The 17,425-nt window shown below is 39.5% G+C and carries 18 protein-coding genes; 6 read left to right on the plus strand and 12 right to left on the minus strand.

What is annotated here, in order from left to right:
* Positions 1 to 126 precede the first annotated feature (126 nt).
* The gene (fabR, locus tag AC4CU0_RS08965; protein WP_490742973.1) at positions 127 to 825 is read left to right on the plus strand and encodes an HTH-type transcriptional repressor FabR; all 699 of its coding nucleotides are present in this window, start codon (positions 127 to 129) and stop codon (positions 823 to 825) included.
* Positions 826 to 888: 63 nt separating this feature from the next.
* Here fabR and AC4CU0_RS08970 read toward each other — a convergent pair whose 3' ends face one another.
* Together AC4CU0_RS08970 and AC4CU0_RS08975 are read right to left on the minus strand one after the other, a co-directional pair.
* Positions 889 to 1,686 carry an alpha/beta fold hydrolase gene (locus AC4CU0_RS08970; RefSeq protein ID WP_490742974.1) on the minus strand — a complete coding sequence of 266 codons (798 nt, stop codon included), beginning with the start codon at positions 1,684 to 1,686 and terminating at the stop codon, positions 889 to 891.
* 106 nt (positions 1,687 to 1,792) lie between these two features.
* Positions 1,793 to 2,056, minus strand: coding sequence for a PAAR domain-containing protein (locus AC4CU0_RS08975; protein WP_078193592.1), 264 nt, complete (start codon positions 2,054 to 2,056; stop codon positions 1,793 to 1,795).
* Positions 2,057 to 2,569: 513 nt separating this feature from the next.
* Between AC4CU0_RS08975 and AC4CU0_RS08980 the strand changes: the two genes are divergently transcribed.
* Positions 2,570 to 3,007 carry a hypothetical protein gene (locus AC4CU0_RS08980; RefSeq protein ID WP_490742975.1) on the plus strand — a complete coding sequence of 146 codons (438 nt, stop codon included), beginning with the start codon at positions 2,570 to 2,572 and terminating at the stop codon, positions 3,005 to 3,007.
* 112 nt (positions 3,008 to 3,119) lie between these two features.
* Here AC4CU0_RS08980 and rapA read toward each other — a convergent pair whose 3' ends face one another.
* From rapA to AC4CU0_RS09020, 8 genes are all read right to left on the minus strand, one after another.
* Complete coding sequence (rapA, locus tag AC4CU0_RS08985) at positions 3,120 to 5,957, minus strand: RNA polymerase-associated protein RapA (protein ID WP_490742976.1); 2,838 nt, start codon at positions 5,955 to 5,957, stop codon at positions 3,120 to 3,122.
* Between the two features lie 141 nt (positions 5,958 to 6,098).
* Positions 6,099 to 6,743: an RluA family pseudouridine synthase gene (locus tag AC4CU0_RS08990; protein WP_490742977.1), complete on the minus strand. Its 645-nt coding sequence runs from the start codon at positions 6,741 to 6,743 to the stop codon at positions 6,099 to 6,101.
* 136 nt (positions 6,744 to 6,879) lie between these two features.
* Positions 6,880 to 7,581 carry a phosphopantetheine-binding protein gene (locus tag AC4CU0_RS08995; protein ID WP_490742978.1) on the minus strand — a complete coding sequence of 234 codons (702 nt, stop codon included), beginning with the start codon at positions 7,579 to 7,581 and terminating at the stop codon, positions 6,880 to 6,882.
* A gap of 139 nt (positions 7,582 to 7,720) precedes the next feature.
* Positions 7,721 to 8,014 (minus strand): hypothetical protein, encoded by a 294-nt coding sequence (locus tag AC4CU0_RS09000; protein WP_490742979.1) that lies wholly within the window; start codon positions 8,012 to 8,014, stop codon positions 7,721 to 7,723.
* Positions 8,015 to 8,236: 222 nt separating this feature from the next.
* The gene (locus AC4CU0_RS09005; RefSeq protein ID WP_490742980.1) at positions 8,237 to 8,650 is read right to left on the minus strand and encodes a GlcG/HbpS family heme-binding protein; all 414 of its coding nucleotides are present in this window, start codon (positions 8,648 to 8,650) and stop codon (positions 8,237 to 8,239) included.
* A 103-nt stretch (positions 8,651 to 8,753) separates the two neighbouring features.
* Positions 8,754 to 10,052, minus strand: a complete 1,299-nt coding sequence (gene hemL / locus AC4CU0_RS09010) for a glutamate-1-semialdehyde 2,1-aminomutase (RefSeq protein ID WP_490742981.1) — start codon at positions 10,050 to 10,052, stop codon at positions 8,754 to 8,756.
* Between the two features lie 35 nt (positions 10,053 to 10,087).
* A complete protein-coding gene (gene thiE, locus AC4CU0_RS09015) occupies positions 10,088 to 10,708 on the minus strand; it encodes a thiamine phosphate synthase (protein WP_078188828.1) in 621 nt (206 codons plus the stop codon).
* Between the two features lie 592 nt (positions 10,709 to 11,300).
* A complete protein-coding gene (locus AC4CU0_RS09020) occupies positions 11,301 to 11,684 on the minus strand; it encodes an Mpo1-like protein (RefSeq protein ID WP_490742982.1) in 384 nt (127 codons plus the stop codon).
* Between the two features lie 319 nt (positions 11,685 to 12,003).
* Here AC4CU0_RS09020 and AC4CU0_RS09025 point away from each other — a divergent pair, with 319 nt between their 5' ends.
* Positions 12,004 to 13,464 carry a CYTH domain-containing protein gene (locus tag AC4CU0_RS09025; protein ID WP_490743489.1) on the plus strand — a complete coding sequence of 487 codons (1,461 nt, stop codon included), beginning with the start codon at positions 12,004 to 12,006 and terminating at the stop codon, positions 13,462 to 13,464.
* 327 nt (positions 13,465 to 13,791) lie between these two features.
* Positions 13,792 to 14,121 carry a hypothetical protein gene (locus AC4CU0_RS09030; RefSeq protein ID WP_180084258.1) on the plus strand — a complete coding sequence of 110 codons (330 nt, stop codon included), beginning with the start codon at positions 13,792 to 13,794 and terminating at the stop codon, positions 14,119 to 14,121.
* Positions 14,122 to 14,189: 68 nt separating this feature from the next.
* On the opposite strand, the gene AC4CU0_RS09035 is transcribed toward AC4CU0_RS09030, so the two are convergent.
* A complete protein-coding gene (locus AC4CU0_RS09035; protein ID WP_249735044.1) occupies positions 14,190 to 14,879 on the minus strand; it encodes a TetR/AcrR family transcriptional regulator in 690 nt (229 codons plus the stop codon).
* A gap of 117 nt (positions 14,880 to 14,996) precedes the next feature.
* Between AC4CU0_RS09035 and AC4CU0_RS09040 the strand changes: the two genes are divergently transcribed.
* A complete protein-coding gene (locus tag AC4CU0_RS09040; protein WP_490742983.1) occupies positions 14,997 to 16,241 on the plus strand; it encodes an MFS transporter in 1,245 nt (414 codons plus the stop codon).
* Positions 16,242 to 16,276: 35 nt separating this feature from the next.
* On the opposite strand, the gene AC4CU0_RS09045 is transcribed toward AC4CU0_RS09040, so the two are convergent.
* On the minus strand, positions 16,277 to 16,909 hold the full coding sequence (locus tag AC4CU0_RS09045) for a hypothetical protein (RefSeq protein WP_490742984.1): 633 nt from the start codon (positions 16,907 to 16,909) through the stop codon (positions 16,277 to 16,279).
* A gap of 106 nt (positions 16,910 to 17,015) precedes the next feature.
* Between AC4CU0_RS09045 and AC4CU0_RS09050 the strand changes: the two genes are divergently transcribed.
* A complete protein-coding gene (locus tag AC4CU0_RS09050; protein ID WP_078188837.1) occupies positions 17,016 to 17,417 on the plus strand; it encodes a DUF3144 domain-containing protein in 402 nt (133 codons plus the stop codon).
* The last annotated feature ends 8 nt before the right edge of the window (positions 17,418 to 17,425 follow it).

Genomic DNA, 17,425 nt, shown 5'->3' on the forward strand with positions numbered 1-17,425 from the left:
GGAGGTTTTTAATTATTATACATATGTATATATATTTGTATATACGCTTGTGCATTTAATCGACATTTTCACAAAAGCTATTAGCAGACGCTATAATATGTTAATGTTTTTAATCTATTAAAAAATATGACTCAGTCTGCACAGACGAATATGGTTAACATGTACCAGGAAGATTTACATTCTGAAGCTGAAACTCCACTTGCAGTTCGCACTGTAGGTCGTAAAGCAACAATTACCAAGGAAGAACTGTTTCAGGCAGCGCTTAATTTAATTGGTCCACAAAAAAGTATTTCATCACTGAGTTTGCGTGAAGTTGCACGTGAAGCTGGCATTGCTCCAAATAGTTTTTATCGTCACTTCAAAGATATTGATGAATTAGCCATTGAGTTGATTGATCGAGCTGGTGGTGTGTTACGTCAAATTTTGCATGAAGCACGCCTTCAGGCATCACGCCAAAGCAGTATTATTCGTAGTTCAGTTGAAGTATTTATTCAGCAGCTAGATGCCGATGAAGGCAACTTAAGCCTGTTACTCCGTGAAGGCTATACTGGTTCGCATTCTTATAAAAATGCAGTTGAGCGTCAACTTAACTATTTCCAACAAGAATTAAGAGAAGATTTAATCGTCCTAGAACGCTTAAATCAAAGCAAATTGGCTCATCCTGACATCGTGGCACGTGGTATTACCCAATTGGTGTTTAACATGGGTGCAAAAGTCATTGATCTACCGACAGAACAACGCAAAGAAGTTGCCGAACAAACCATGATTATGATTCGTATGATCTTGGAAGGTGCTCGCCATTTAGACGAAGCCCAGATTCGCTAAAAATTAACGGTGAGAAAAAAAGGAGACGTTCAGGTCTCCTTTTTTATGAGCAAATTTTATTTTCTAATGCTGTAAGTACTGCATGACGTGTAGCGCTGTCTGTTTCGGCTGCTCAAGTGGAAACATGTGCCCGCCTTCAACTACACTATAATCTATACCATAGGTTTTCTTCATTCCGTCAGGCAAACCTTGTTTATAAAAATGGCTGTTATCTGCGGTGATAAGGTGTACAGGCATTTGAGGGGCTTTCCGTGGAGTACGCCACCACCATGCAGGCACTGTACGGAAAATTTGCGCTTCCACGGCTTTTGGAATGCTGAGGGTCACGCCACCGCGTTTTTCATCAGCTTGAATGCCTTGTGCGATGTAATCTTCAAAACACTGCGCATCAAAACTTTTAAATAAACGATTATTCCGTAGTGCCGTATAGGCTTCATCCAAATTTGACCAATGATCATTGCGCTTCAGTGTAATTGCTGCAGGGGTAATTTTATCGACAGCTTTGAGCTTTAATTTTTGCATGCCCTCAAAAATGGCGGACTTAGGGCCGATTACGAAAGGTGGATCCATAATAATCAGTTGTGAAAACAGGTCTGGACGTTTATAAGCCGCCATAAGGGTGACTAAAGAACCAAAAGAATGCCCAAGCCCAATCACTTTTTGCTTTGGAAATTGGTGCTCGATATCTGCTATGACTTGATCAACCAAATATCGCCAGTCTTTGGTGATCGGATAGCGCTCATCCATACCAATCAGCGGAATCGCCTTCACATCAAATTGCGGTGCAAAGTAGGATAAAAACTTTCGATAACTTGCAGCAGGAATACCATTGGCATGGGTAAAATGGATCGCGCTTTTCACCTAAAACTCATCTAATCAGCTGATGATGACCCATCATAAAGTGATCTATACGATTTAAACAGGACTCAATGAGTTTATCTATATGACCCCAAAGTCAATTTGCAGATTATTTTTGTGAACCAACCATTGATTGATTCGGTAAAAATGTTGCGCCACAAGTGGTTTTATCTCCAGCAACCACAACACCTCGCCCCTTTACCGTTGTACTTTGATCTGCCGCTATCGCAGCCACAGTCGAATTACATTTCGGGCAATAATGTTTCATACCGTTTAAATGCACCGCAATACCATTAATCACAAATGAAGGTTCACATTCTGAAACTACACCACCGTGTGACGTTTTACTACCTAAGGTAATTAAGGATTTCATATTTTTATTTTCTTCTAACGAACTGCTGAAATTTGAAGCATTTTAACGGAACTGCCCTCAACTCGCTAGCATCGACGTATAAATTTAACCAAGCCAAAACTTTACTTAACTAAAGCATCAAAACACGACATTAAGACAGTTCGTGAACAATCATTTGATTATGATGCTATCGCTATATGTCCGAATACATTTAATCATTTCACTTTCAGGATTCAATCGATATCAATAACGACAATTTATGTCGCGATGCCGATTCTTTTACTAATCAAAGCATGTATATTGGGTCTAGCAATGAGCATGAAGCAAAGCGCCCCATTTTACAATTTCAGTATTTAACTGAACTTCGAATCAAAAAACGTTGCATTTCTACGACATGATTAACTTTAGAACATTCTTAGACTAAACACATTATTCAAAACTATTTTTATAAATATTTAGACTCAATACGTAGCACAACTTCATATAAATAGCGCAGATAAATAAAGCATAACCATTCTATTTTCAGGAGGTTTTATGATTTTAATAAATGACTTTGATTTAACCCAACCCCAAAAAGTCATCGTGTTAGACCATACACTAGATGACTCAACCCTTTTAACTGAAGTACTCGCCTTGTGTAAGACCGCAGACCCAGAGCTCATCGTGGCGGAAAGCAAAGAGGCTGATTTAGTCTTACGTTTATTACCTGAAATACATGCTTATTGTGGTGCCATTGCCTTAAAACAGCCGCTATGCAATGACATCAACTTTGATTTACTTACTGCTCATTATGCAACACGCAGCCAAGCAGACCAATGTACGATCCAAATTCAGTTAGCAAAAAATCATCCGGACTATACAAAGCTCGAAGCCATATTTTATATGTTGGATGAACATGAAGACTTTGATCAAGCTGTAGAATTGCTGAAGAATAGTTACTTTTTTTATGCCGATGTCGACAATTTAGATTAAAAATAAACAATACAAAACTTAGATTTAGCGTAAATCTGTCGTGATTAATTTTGCAGTTATATTTTTAGCCATAAAAAAAAGCACCCGAAGGTGCTTTTTGAAGATTCTTAACTTATGGCTTAACCACTACCATAATTTGAATTGCTTCTGGTGTAACCGCCAGACCATCAAGCAGTGTTAAACCTTCTTTTTGCAGTTTTTGTAAATGTGCAATTTCGTCTTCACGAATACTTGGGTTGAACTGCTTCAAATAAGTCAAACGGTCAATTTCATACTGCCATTTGCTACCGTAGATTTCTTTGGCTTGTTGTTTAAAACCCGGTAATGCACCACGAGCAATTTCAAGCGCTTGCGTATAACGCTGTTCAATGACATCACGACGCGCCTTAACCACTTGGCGGCAACTGTTGCCATCAAGATGATGTAAATAAGGACGTAAAATTTCAGGTGCAATTTTTTGCGATAAATCCTGACCTTTTTCGCTCAGTAATACACGAACCAACTGTTGTGGCAAACTTGACGGCAAATTCAATGCTTTTGGTGCAACCACATCGACTTTAAACCACACTTCCATTAACACAGAACCTTGTGGTAAAGCGGCCGATTTCAATACAGCAACGTTGGTACTACCAAAGCTTTGTGTATTAATCATTTCCATCACACTTTCAGTGAATGGATGCTCAAGTGTTAAATACTGAGCATCTTCACGGATCTGTGCTTGGTCACGATAGAACGTCGCCGTCATACCTTCTTCATCCAAAGTCAGACCTTGAACTTGCATTTGATCCGTTGGCTTGATGATCACGGTACCGTTACTTTGCTCATCAAAATCAATGTTTGTCGACGCCATGAAGCGCTTCATGAACATTGGTAAGGTTGTATTGTCGTCGTAGTCTTCAAGTGCAGTCACAATTTCTTGCGCCACGATTGGACGGCAAGAGTTGTACTCAAGTAAACGGTCACGACCTTCTTGAAGTTCAGCTTCAAGTGCTTCACGTTGTACACTCACCGCTTCGAGCAAATCTTCAAACTCTTGGCCTTTATCTGCCAACAAACAATCTTTCAGATTGACGATGAAGTTTTCTTGTAAGGTTTGCGCTGTCGGCGAGATATTACAGAAAATATTTAATGCTTCGTTATACCAACGGAACATACGCTCTTGAGCAGTACCAACCAAATAAGGCACATGAATTTGAATACGATTTTCTTGACCAATACGGTCTAAACGACCAATACGTTGTTCAAGTACATCTGGGTTGGCAGGTAAGTCAAATAACACAAGGTCCGATGCAAACTGGAAGTTACGACCTTCAGAACCAATTTCTGAACAGAGTAAAATTTGCGCGCCGTATGACTCTTCAGCAAAGTAAGCTGCTGCTTGGTCACGTTCTAATAAACTCATGCCTTCATGGAACATCGCTGTGCGAATACCCGCATGCAAACGAAGTACATTTTCTAAAGACTCAACCACTGGACCACTGCGTGCAATCAATAACACTTTTTTGTGTTTCAGGTCTGTACGCAGACGTTCCATCAACCACATCACACGTGGGTCAGTTTCCATCCACGAGCCATCAAGCTGCGCTTCTTCAGGCCACATTTGTTCACGTAGTTTGCCATCTTTAGACCAGTTTTCTGGTGCAGGTAATGGTGCAGGCTGACAGTCACGACCTGGGAAGCCTTGAATCGCTTCACGGGTATTACGGAATAAAATACGACCAGTACCATGACGGTCTAATAATTCGTGAATGGCACGGAAGCGTTGTTCTGGCTCGTCAGTAATTCGATGACCTAATAGGCTTTCAATCGCTGCCAAATGCCCTTCTTCGAGTGGCAGATCAGACATCAGCACTTCAGCAATTTTAGCTGTTTGGTGATACTGCTCTTCTTCATCTAAGAAACGATCAAGCGAACTAAAACGTTGTGGATCAAGTAGACGTAAACGAGCAAAGTGACTTTCCACACCTAATTGTTCAGGTGTTGCGGTTAATAACAAGACACCCGGCGTTTTTTCAGCAAGTTCTTCAACAAGGTCATAACGGTCATTGCCGCCTTCTTCTTCTGACCACATTAAATGATGGGCTTCATCGACCACGAGCAAATCAAAACCAGCTTCAAGCGCTTGTTCACGCAAGTCATCATGGTCGATCATCAAATCAACACTCGCAATAATGCATTGTTCAGTTAAGAATGGGTTTAGGTCTGGATCGTGTTCTTTAATCGAAGCTGTACGCGTCAAGTCAAATAATGAGAACTCAAGATTGAAACGACGACGCATTTCAATCATCCATTGATATTGCAATGAATCAGGTACTAAGACCAAGATACGTTCTGAACGACCCGTTTTGAGTTGCTGATGAATGATCAGACCGGCTTCGATGGTTTTACCTAAACCGACTTCGTCAGCAAGTAATACACGTGGGGCAAAACGTTTACCCACTTCATGCGCAATATACAGTTGGTGTGGAATGAGACCCACACGTGAACCCACTAGGCCACGTAAAGGGCTAGACTTCATATTGGCTTGAAGAAGCAATGCTTCGATACGCAGGTCATACCATTCTTTATAGTCTACTTGGCTTGCAAGTAAACGGTCTAATGGTTTTGCTAACTGAATACTTGCACCAATACGTGTTTCATTCAGTGCTTTACGTTCTTCTGTACCGTCGGCCAGTTTACGTACCGCGTTATAACGAACCACACCACCACGGTCTTCAAGCGATTCGACAATCCAAATTTGACCTTCTTGGTCTTGGACTTCGTCATTTACATTGAAAACAATACGAGATAAAGGTGCATTGTGACGGGCATAGACACGAGTTTCATCACTTTTCGGGAATAAAATGCTGACCGATCGCTCATCAACATCAATAAGAACACCTAAACCCAGTTCCGTTTCTGTATCTGATAACCAACGTTGACCAATAGCAAACTGCTGCAATTTTTCCACCTTTTTCTCAAGTTCGGTCTGAAAATATTATGCTCAAACTGTGAACGTTATTTGAGCAAAAATCTAGACCATAAAGCAATATATTTTGACATAAAGCCCACTAAATAGTGAGCAGAATTCTTAGGGATTTAAATGATTTTCCTAAAATGGTACAGGACAGTGAAATTCCACTGTTTGCTCAGTTTCAGGATGGTTAAAACTCAAGCGCTCAGCATGTAAACATAAGCGCGGCATCAGCTGCTGTTGCTCAGGTGTTGCATACAAAGTATCACCTACAATAGGATGACCTAAATATTGCATATGAACACGAAGCTGATGTGATCGACCGGTAATAGGCGTTAAAACTACACGTGTTACGGCTTGCCCCTGAATCTCAAAATGTTCAGTGGCTTTCCAATGCGTAAGTGCAGGCTTATTATGTGCAGGATCGGCAATATGCATTGGCGGATGTTCTGGGTCATACACGACGGGTACATCAACAGTACCTTCACCTTCGAGCGTACCCGCAACCAATGCCTGATATGTTTTTGAAGTTTGACGTTCTTGGAACTGGCGTGAAATTCGATTTTGCCCTTGACGGGTTAATGCAAAAACCAAAATACCTGAGGTATCACGATCCAAACGATGGATGAGCAAAGTATTCGGCTCAATTTGTAATAATCGATTGATAACACAGTCTTGTAAATCTGCTGTTTTTCCCGGAACTGTGAGTAAACCTGCTGGTTTATGGATCACCATAAAGTCAGTGTCACGATGTATCAGGTGTTCGGTTAGAAAATTACTCAAAGTTCAATCCAGTTCTGATCTCGAAAAACAAGGCGGCAATAATAAAAAGCTTAGCCAACAATTACAATGCACAAAACCTCTTTTCCCAAGGTATTTTCCGATTTAAGACAAAAATTTTCCCAATTCCCTGTCTTTATCAAGAACTGAGCAATTTTTCCAACAACGCTTTTAAACTTGCATCTGCTAAAAAGTCTTCATAACGAATATTTGCACCATTGGCACGCCATAATCCAATCAAGCTCACCATCGCCACAGAATCCAATCCATAGCTACGTAAATCTTGTAATGGGTCAATTTCCAAAGCGTCCATATTTAACTGCTCTGCAATAGCCAATAATATGCCTTTGGCTGACAAAACGAATTCCGTTGGCGCTGACAGATTCCAAAGCCGCATCAAATTATAACTACTCATATGATGGATACCTTGGCATGACAAGGAGTCCACCCACTGAATATGCTGTTCCTGATTACTTAGCACAATTGCGTCATCAACAATACAGATTTGCTCTGTCACGCTGTATAGATGCGGCAAGATCTGTTTCAGCATAGGCGTGATTTGCCCTGCAAAGATGAGCTGCGGGTGTGTTGTTGCATATTCACCGAGCTGCTGCATGCCTTGAAGTAAATCATCACCATATAAATCGACAATTGGAATCTCTAAGGCTTTGGCTTTATTGGTCAGTTGGATCAAATTTTCCATCAGCTGCGTATCTTGTATGCCCTGCTGCATGCGTAAATTTTGTAAACCAACCAGCACCAATGCCGACTGTGTTGATGACAGCTGCCATTTCGCTTGAGAAGGTGCAAATTGGATTTTTTTAGGCATGGGGTACAGCATGGGAGATGAGTCAACTAATTATTCATAAATTAAACTTATGCTAGCGTAGATACACAAAAGTAATAAGTTCTTTGCTATTTACCTATGTAAACATAAACATTTCGTACAATCTTCATTATATTAAATGGATTTAATTTTGCTAAGCCCTATATTCTTTAAATGCTTGAAGCATTTCCTCTTTCTGTTCTTTAGAAGCATCTAGATATGAGTAAAATCTTTCATAATCTGTTCCAAATTGGCTACTTTCAATTCTTTTCGCTAAGCCATCAATAAAACTTTTTCCTTGAGTCTGATACTGCTGAATCGCTTGTTCATCTAGGCAGATAGTTTTCTCCCAAGAAATTGCACTTATATTTATAAAAACATTGAGATATATATTTTCGCTATCCTCATATAGTTCCCAAAAATAAGGTTCTATTTCTATTAGCTGCATTCTACTAGTATTCCTAAACTTTTAATTATTTTTACAATTAACATAATAAACGTTATACGAAACTCTTAAAATTTTCATATAAGTATCAATAACTTAACTAAATCCATTCCAATAAACAGTGCACTGGAACGGTTTTTTTGTGATTATTCATGTTCGACGCATCATTGGCTATGAAACTATGAATTTTCAATATAGCTAAACTTAAAAATCTCTAAGTAAGTTTTATACTTGCGCTAAAAACTTCTCAATCGCCACTTGTGCAATTTCTGCATCTTGAAATGACTTTACCCCAGACACGCCCATTGCACCCACCAATTGCCCTTCATACAAAATCGGCTCACCACCTTCCAACATTCCCGAAAAGGTATCCATAGTCAAAAACCCCATCTGGCCGCCTTTAATAATGTCTTCAAATAATTTTGAAGGACGGCGACTAATCGCAGAACATTTGGCTTTTTCTAAGCATAGATTTGCTGTCATTGGCGATGCACCATCCATACGTTTCATTGCCAACAAATTACCTGTTTCATCCATTACCGCAATGCTGACATTAAAGCCATTTTCTACTGCATAAGCATGTGCTGTGTTTAGTAAAAATTCTGCATCTGCCAAAGTTAAATAATGCTTGGTTTTCATTTAAAAATCCTTTTCTTAAAAAACTGAACTTAAAACAACAAAAAAAGCCCACAGCAGGCTGCGGGCTTTATTCTAAAGCAGAAATTACCAATTTAAATGAAAATTACTTCATTTCGGCAAAAACTTCTTTTGCCATTTCAATGGTAAATGTAATATCTTCATCGCTATGCGCACTTGAGAAGAACCCTGCTTCAAATGCAGACGGTGCAAGGTTAACACCACGTTTCAGCATGCCATGGAAGAAAGTGCGGAACGCATCTACATCACATTTCAAAATTGAATCAAAACCAGTGATTTCAGTTTGATCTGTAAAGTAAATACCAAACATTCCACCTACTTGCTGCGTAAAGAACGGAATGCCCGCCTCGTCTGCAGCAGCTTGTAAACCAGCAAGTAAGCCTGCCAATTTTTCAGTTAAGGTTTCATAAAAGCCTGGCTGACGCAAATGTTTAAACATCTCAATACCAGCACGCATTGCAAGTGGGTTGCCTGATAGTGTGCCTGCTTGATATACCTTACCAAGCGGCGCGATGCATTCCATTACTTCGCGTTTACCGCCAAATGCACCGACTGGCAAGCCAGCACCAATGATCTTACCTAATGTGGTCAAGTCAGGCGTTACGCCATAATGCGCTTGCGCACCACCAAGACCGACACGGAAACCTGTCATTACTTCATCAATGATAAAGACCGAACCATGCTCATCACACACATCGCGAATTGCTTGCAAGAAACCCTCTATAGGTTTCACCAAGTTCATGTTGCCTGCAACTGGCTCGACAATTACACCTGCAATTTCTGAACCGAATTTTGCAAAGCATTCTTTAAGCATCGCAATATCGTTATACGGCAGTGTTAAAGTGTGTTTGGCGAAATCAGCTGGAACACCTGCAGAAGTCGCTTCACCCTCACCTTTAGTAAGTAGGCCAGAACCCGCTTTCACTAAAAGCGAATCTGAATGGCCATGGTAGCAGCCTTCGAATTTTACAATCTTGTCACGGCCGGTGTAGCCACGAGCAAGACGGATGGCGGTCATAGTCGCTTCAGTCCCTGAGTTGGTCATACGAACCAATTCAATAGACGGCATAATTTCGCAAATGATGTCCGCCAAAGTGGTTTCATGTACAGTTGGCGCACCAAAACTTAAACCATCAACAGCCGCGTCTTGAACCGCTTTAATAATATCTGGCTGAGCATGGCCTAAAATCATTGGCCCCCAAGAACCGACATAGTCGACATAGCGTTTTCCGTCTACGTCATAGAGATATGCGCCTTGCGCTTTTTCGATAAATACCGGTGTACCGCCTACACCATTAAATGCGCGTACAGGAGAGTTTACGCCGCCAGGAATATGCTTGCTGGCTTGTTTAAATAATTGTTCTTGCTTAGCAGATAAGCTCATAAAAATTCTCTACTTATTCAATCTAAAAAATAAAATTAAGCTTGTTCAGCAAAAAGCTCAGACCATTCATAAACACGACTGCTTACAGCAGACATTGAACGACCTAATACATCACTAATCACAGCACAAAGATCAGCACCCGCTTCAATCACTTCAGCGGAGTTCTCTACAGTTAAACCACCAATTGCACAAATTGGTACATTTAGTTTCGCTTTGGCTTGTTTTAGCGTTTCTAAGCCAATATTGCCTGCTTCAGGCTTGGTTTCAGTTGCAAAAATAGCGCCAAAAGCCACATAGTTTGCACCGTCTGCAATCGCCTGCTCAGCCAGCTCTAAAGAGTTATTACAGCTTCGACCGATCAAAACATTTTTAGGTAAGCGTGCTACAGCTTCAGCAATTGAACCGTCATCTTGCCCTAAATGGACACCCACACCATATTGAACTGCAGTTTCTAGATCGTCATTAATAACAAAAGGCACTTTGTACTGATTACACATATTTTTCATGTATTCAATTTCATAAGCCTGATCTTCCTTTGCCACTTTTTTACGGCGATATTGCAAAACAGCAACTTCATAAGTTGCCATCGCGCCTTCAAGCTTGGCTAAAAGCAATTCGATAGGATCATCATTGGTAATGAGGTATAAACCACGCATAGTTCAATCACAACTTAAAACTTTTGAATATTATAACGATTAGGTCTGTGAAATGTTGCTTGGGACATAAAATTTTAATGCTTTGCTGCTGAGAAAGTTATATTCCTTTTCACAGGACTACTTATATAAATGTTTAATTAAATTTTCTATAGAAAATGGCAAAAAATACCTATTTTCAGGTATAGAACAAAACTGATACAAATTATTTAATAGTGCACCAGAAGAACTCAAAACGCAGCGCATAAAAACACAACACTTTTATAAAAATAAAAATGTGTAACCTATTAGACTTTTTGGTGCTCGGTAAGAAACGTTTTGGGGAGCGTTCAGAGCATCAAAAAGTCTAACCTATTTTATAAAAGTTTTTATTGTTATATATTTCAAACAATAGACTTTTCTAAGGCCATAAAAAAAGCCTAGAGAAGGTCACTCTAGGCTCGGAAAACTGGGGTTTATCGACTATTCATGTTTTAGATAAGGAGTAAATAAACAATATGAACATTATTAGACTAATCACTCTAATTTTGCAAGTCATTTACTCAAAAAAATCACACCCATATCCATAAAAATTAAGCGTTTGATTAATAAACAATTAACTATCAATCTTATCTAAATTGCGGTCTTTTAAGCTTAAGTTCCCCTTCACAATATCAGACAGCATGCGCCAATCGGAAATAAAACTGTACAAAGGTTGCTTGAAACTAGCTGGCTTATTTTTTTCAAAGAAAAAATGTCCGACCCATGCACAGGCATAGCCTGAAACCAGGCCATAAACAAAATACTTCGGTTGTCTTTTTAAAATTGCTTTTGCAAAGAAATAGAGTCCTATACTGCTGCCTGTGGCATGTAAACGTCGGCTCATGATATTTCGATGTTCAGTCAAATAAAATCGATAAAATTGCGAGTAGTCACGAATAGGTAACTGAAATTCGGGCTTTAAATCTCGATTAAACTCGGGTTGTACTTGTGAATTCATTTTGTGCTCATCCTGAACTTATTTTAATCAACATAGCTCAAAACTCGCCCACTTTAAAGGCGTAAAATTTTATTTTGTTCCAATGAAAATTGAACTATTGTGAATTATACAATTGAGGAATATCCATTTTTAAAACTTTTCTTTGGCCAAAATCAGCGCTTTCAAATCAGTCAAGTCTTACTTCTCAACTGTTTTTCGCTACAATCGAAACGCGTTTAGCTCATAGAAAATTTACGTACGATTTAGTTTTTCATTTTTATAAAAATTTAGAGATCGCTTCATGCCAGATTATGAAGTTGTAACATCAGGACAGAAAACCATGGTTGAAGTTGAATTAAAGTTCCAGATTCCAGAAGCACGTCGAACTGCATTATTAAAAGCACTCGATCCAAAAAAATCGGAACAAATTCAACTTAAAGCTAAATATTTTGATACCCCAGATCGAAAAATGGCACAGCAGCATGCAGCTTTGCGTCAACGTTTAGAAGGAACGCGCTGGATTCAAACCCTGAAAGCTGCAGGTAAAAGTCACATTGAACGGTTTGAACATAACTTAGATTTGGGCGAGCATGAACAAGCCCCTGCCCTAGATTTATCGGTCTATGCCAATGAAGCTGAAGTTCAATCGGTTTTAAAAACCACTTTAGGTGATCAGCAAGATTCTCTACAACTTCAGTTTGAAACAGATATTCTGAGAACTTATCGCGTCATAGAGTTTGAAGACGCCAAGATCGAAGTTAGCTTAGATGTCGGCTGTATCCGTAGCAACAGCACAGAAACAGAGGTTCACGAAGTTGAATTTGAACTTAAAAGTGGCTCTATTCAATCGCTTCTAGCCTTTAGTTTTGAATGGGTTAAAAAGTACCATTTGTGGTTAGACGTTCGCAGTAAAGCGGAAATTGGTAACTTGCTGGCATTGAATCAAACTGTGAGTCCAGCAGTTGAAGCTAAAGAATTTCAACTCAGTAAAAAAGATACTGCCGCAAAAAACTTACGACTTTTAATCGCACAGGAAATGCAGCACCTTCTGCCTAATATTGCCGCAATTTCTGCAGGTGTGGCTCAGGCTGAGCACATTATACAAGCTCAGAAAGCACTCCATCATTTACAATTAACCATTTCGCTATTTAAAGATTGGAACAGTGATATCGTTGAAAAATGGGCTATGCAATTGGGTGCATTTAAGCAGCAATTTGAACAATTACACCATTTTGAACACATGCAAAATACCTTGGGTGGCTTTTTACAAAACCCAACGACTTCAGAAAATTTAACTAAAGATATTTTGTATTGCAAAGAGAAGTTAGGCAATTTGGTTAAATCGACTCAAAATGTACATCATTATCTTGAGCTTTTAATGTTTAGTTTGAAAGTGGAGGATGCACCGCAGCAACACGATTTTAAATGGTATGCTCAAACAACCCTGCAAAACCAATATAAAGCCCTCCAAGAGGCTTTAAATGATGCCGACATTAACAATTTTGAAAGCTTAGACGTGCTTTCTCAACGCATACAAGAGCTTAAATTTAGCTTCCCAATTTTGACGTCGATTTACGATGTAAAAAATTTGCAGAAATACAGTAAAGCACTCAATGATGCACAAGTTGCGGCACAGGAATACCAAGTCCTTTCCTCTTCTGCACAGTATATTCAGCAAACAGAGCTGGAAGCTAGCGATTGGTTTGTTCTCGGTTGGTTGACTGCAAAACTAGAGGTTTATGCTGATAAGCTATTAGAAGCGACAGAACAATTCCTTGTGAGTCGAAAACTCATTAAGTAAAATCAAAAAGGGAGATTCAATGAGTCTCCCTTTTTATTGGCATCCCACATTGCCATATAGATATTCATTTGTTGAACATTCAGATTCAAAGTCGGTTAATTTCAATTCATCATTTCTTTAGTTTGACTCAGTTACATTGAAATATTTTGAGAAGCTATTATTTTTGTTTTCTGGATAAAAACTTTTAAAATAAGCTATCTGAAAAATTAGATTCAGGGTGGTTTTATGTTGAATAGTCACATACCTGTAATTCATCCCCTATTTTCATTTTCACTTATATTTATCCTTTTCCCATTACTAAGTGCTTGTAGTGAACAACATAAGCCTATGCAAAGCACCGAATTAAGGCGCACGGCATCCTTACAAGTAGAAAAGCCGCTTTCTCCAACTCAAAACTTTGATCAGACACGACGAACCTTTAAAGTCCTGCGCAATAATAATGAGGACTATGGTGATGAGTCTTACCAAATCAAAACCGATGCTGGCACACTGAGTATTTACAGTATGAACTTGAATCCGCAGCAAGGTCAGCTACTATCCAGCGTCAAGTCTGGAGAATGTCTAACTCTATCGAGTCAAAGTGACAATTTAATTGCGGTTGATGGTTATATCAGTGTGATGGAATTGGGCGACATTAAAATTCATCCCTGCAAATAAGCGTCAAAAAATTGTTTTTGTATAACAGTCATTTAAAAAACTAAGAAAATTGCCTTAAGGCTACGCTGCTATTGGGAGTTTAATTCATAATCCATACTGATTTGACCTTGTGCTAATAATCCCCATGATTTCATCGCATTACTCACCATACGCTGTAATTGCGTCAAGGCCATACCATCACGTGCTTGTATGGTCATCCCTTGCAATAAGGTCATATAAAAATCAGTCAATTGCTCTGCATGAGCCAAACTTTCAATTTCCGAATTTTGCACGCCTATAGCGAGCCGATCCATAATTTTTGTTTTAGTATAGGCACGACGTTGTTTGAGCTGTTCTTGTACGGTTTGGTTTTGCTGTGAACAATTCATTGTTGCCACCACCACCATACAACCTTTAGGTTTATTGGCTTGTACCAAATGCTGAATACTGTCATATAGGTACAATTCCATCGCAATTTTAGCCGTTTGACCTGCTTGTAGAATTTTTTCTGCAGGCTGAACTTCGTGTTCACTATAGTATTCAATACATTTTTCAAAAAGCGCCGTTTTGTCGCCAAATGTGCCATATAGGCTAGGTGCGGTGATATTCAAAGCTTGAGTTAAATCACTGATGGACGTTCCTTCATAGCCAAATTGCCAAAACAACATCATCGCCTTTTCCAAGGCTTGCTGTTCATTAAAACATTTAGGTCGTCCACGCTTCTTGACCGAATCGGCTGGATTAGCGTGCTGATTTTCTTGCTTTGAATCATTCATCATAAGCTAACATTTATATTTTATAACGTTCACTAATAAAATAATTGACGCTCACAATTTAATCAAATAATTTATTTTTATAACAGTCACTATTAAATTAAATAATTAAGGTGTAACGCTATGAATCCGCATGCTACAGCTTTAAAACCAGATAAACAGTTGACGCAGCAGCCTGATGAATCTTCTCCCAATCAAGGGAATTGGTTTGCAATCCTCACGGTTGCCATTACAGCTTTCGCACTAGTCACCAGTGAGTTTTTACCTATTGGTGTGTTAAATGCCATTGCTCTTGATTTAAAGATTAGTGTAGGTACCGCAGGTTGGGTGATTACCCTCCCTGGCATTATGGGTGCGGTCGCAGCGCCCCTGCTTTCTATTGCTGTGAAGCAACTTGACCGTCGTATCTTACTGATTGCCTTAACCGTGATTATGGTCATTGCTAATTTTATAACTGGCTTCGCAGAAAGTTTTGCACTGTTGTTGTTTAGCCGTTTTCTACTGGGCATCGCTATCGGTGGATTTTGGGCAACAGCCATAGCCTTGAGTGGACGTATCGCACCCAGTCATCTCGCCATAGCCACAGCCACTGCGATCGTCATGGCAGGAGTTACCTTAGCGACGGTTTTAGGTGTTCCATTAGGTACATGGTTGAGTGACTGGTTAGGTTGGCGTAGTGCGTTTCAAATCATTGCAGCGATTGGCATCGTCATTTTAGTTTTAGAAATCAAATTTCTCCCAAAACTTCCACCCACTTCGGCTATTCGATTTAGTGATTTACCTGCACTGATTCAACATGATAAAGCACGTAAAGGCCTGATTATTATTTTATTAATTGGTTTTGCTCATTTTTCTTCTTATAGCTATCTCGCCCCATTTTTTAAGAATCATGCAGGCTTTGATGCGACCACCATCAGTTCATTATTATTGATCTACGGCATCGCAGGTTTCTTTGGTAATTTATTTGCGGGTTATAGCAGTAACATCAATGTCCGCTATACCCTTGTTTTTGTCGCCTTCAGTTTTATCGTGGTATTTTTTAGCTTTCCACACTTTGCAGTTCACTTATTCGGTGCATATCTTTTAACCGCATTATGGGGTTTCGCCTTTGGTGCATTTCCTACAACGGCCAATATCTGGATGTTTGTACATGCCCCTGAAGCTGTTGAAAAAGGCATGCCGCTGTTTATTGGTATTTTCCAACTCATGATTGCGTGTGGCTCTCTATTTGGTGGCTATATTGTCGATCATTTTAATGCCAATACCTTATTGTATTCGGTGATGATCTTTGTCGCCTTCGCCATAGTGGCTATTTTCACATTAGGGCGTGGATTAAATAATCCAAAGCTTCCTTGTGCAGCGAACTAAGTCCACGCTCTAACTAATGTCGTCAAAACATTTGATTAACGATATTTCCCAAAGATTTTCCACGTATTGTTATCTGCTAATGGGTCACTATAGCTATCACTACGAGCTTTACGTGGTTTATCACGGGCATCCACCAATTTAAAGTCGTTTTCGACACTGAGTACAATGCCATTCACATAAAAACGGGTACGGGTGTATTCACTTTGTCCATGTTGAAATACATAGGTTCTGAGGTCAATAAATTCACGGTGTGCGACCAAAGCTGCCGTATCATCGCTGTCTAGCCATAGCCGCATCGCTTGAATTTGACCTGCTTCAAATTGCCCACATTTTTCAACTAAGCTGGCAATACCACGAAAGGTTTTAGATTCTTTCGCACGTGTTTTGTTAATTCGAATACGATCCACGTGAAAATAAAAAAGCGGCAGATTCAAATGACTCGGCAAATGGACTGCATCGAGGACTTCATCTTCCATAAAAGGCTGAAATAATTCCTGAGCACGTTCAATTAAGCCAGTCCACTGCGCATAATATTCGGCTACTTCAGATTGTGTACCATAATAAATGGGCAGCCCTTCTACATTGGCTAAGGTTGAGGGCGGCCAAGCATTTTGTCGAAGTAATCCAATATCACTTTTCAGACTTTGCACTGCGATTGCATCTTGCATGGAGCATTCCATTCTACTTAGGCTATTTTTAGATTAAGTCAAAGGTTTAGTTTCTGCAAGGCTTTGCCTATAATACTGCATTAGATTTTTATGCTAGGACACATTCATGGTTCAAAAGATTGAAGCTACTGATGTAACCGAAGAAGAAGCGTTGAATGCAGCTTTCTTTGAACGTGCGGATGAATTTATTAAACAAGCCAATGAATTTTGTCGTGTTGAAAAAGGTTCTCAAGTCAAACCTGCAGAAATGCGCGGTCAAGTAAGTGCTGCCATGTTATTTGGTACTGCTCGCTTTAATACTTGGGTTGCTGCAAATGGCTTCAAAGATGGCAAAGAAATGCGTGATGCCAAAGATCAAGTGATGTCTTATATTCTTCAACAATTTCAAATGATGCTTGAAGATAATTATGATGAATATTGCGAACAGTTTGAAAACTATCTTCGCTTCCGTCATAACGAAGAATTCCATGCAAATAAGCATGATCACGACCACGATCATCAGCATTAATCAAAAGC

This window comes from Acinetobacter sp. LipI_15 (genome assembly GCF_058242865.1).

Bases quoted from the DNA above. Each gene is read 5' to 3' on its own strand.
- AC4CU0_RS09000 (WP_490742979.1), bottom strand. From the start codon at position 8,014: ATGCAGCTAATAGAAATAGAACCTTATTTTTGGGAACTATATGAGGAT.
- fabR (WP_490742973.1), top strand. From the start codon at position 127: ATGACTCAGTCTGCACAGACGAATATGGTTAACATGTACCAGGAAGAT.
- AC4CU0_RS09020 (WP_490742982.1), bottom strand. From the start codon at position 11,684: ATGAATTCACAAGTACAACCCGAGTTTAATCGAGATTTAAAGCCCGAA.
- AC4CU0_RS09005 (WP_490742980.1), bottom strand. From the start codon at position 8,650: ATGAAAACCAAGCATTATTTAACTTTGGCAGATGCAGAATTTTTACTA.
- AC4CU0_RS08975 (WP_078193592.1), bottom strand. From the start codon at position 2,056: ATGAAATCCTTAATTACCTTAGGTAGTAAAACGTCACACGGTGGTGTA.
- AC4CU0_RS09050 (WP_078188837.1), top strand. From the start codon at position 17,016: ATGGTTCAAAAGATTGAAGCTACTGATGTAACCGAAGAAGAAGCGTTG.
- AC4CU0_RS09035 (WP_249735044.1), bottom strand. From the start codon at position 14,879: ATGATGAATGATTCAAAGCAAGAAAATCAGCACGCTAATCCAGCCGAT.
- AC4CU0_RS09040 (WP_490742983.1), top strand. From the start codon at position 14,997: ATGAATCCGCATGCTACAGCTTTAAAACCAGATAAACAGTTGACGCAG.
- AC4CU0_RS09030 (WP_180084258.1), top strand. From the start codon at position 13,792: ATGCAAAGCACCGAATTAAGGCGCACGGCATCCTTACAAGTAGAAAAG.
- AC4CU0_RS09025 (WP_490743489.1), top strand. From the start codon at position 12,004: ATGGTTGAAGTTGAATTAAAGTTCCAGATTCCAGAAGCACGTCGAACT.
- thiE (WP_078188828.1), bottom strand. From the start codon at position 10,708: ATGCGTGGTTTATACCTCATTACCAATGATGATCCTATCGAATTGCTT.
- hemL (WP_490742981.1), bottom strand. From the start codon at position 10,052: ATGAGCTTATCTGCTAAGCAAGAACAATTATTTAAACAAGCCAGCAAG.
- AC4CU0_RS08995 (WP_490742978.1), bottom strand. From the start codon at position 7,581: ATGCTGTACCCCATGCCTAAAAAAATCCAATTTGCACCTTCTCAAGCG.
- AC4CU0_RS09045 (WP_490742984.1), bottom strand. From the start codon at position 16,909: ATGCAAGATGCAATCGCAGTGCAAAGTCTGAAAAGTGATATTGGATTA.
- AC4CU0_RS08980 (WP_490742975.1), top strand. From the start codon at position 2,570: ATGATTTTAATAAATGACTTTGATTTAACCCAACCCCAAAAAGTCATC.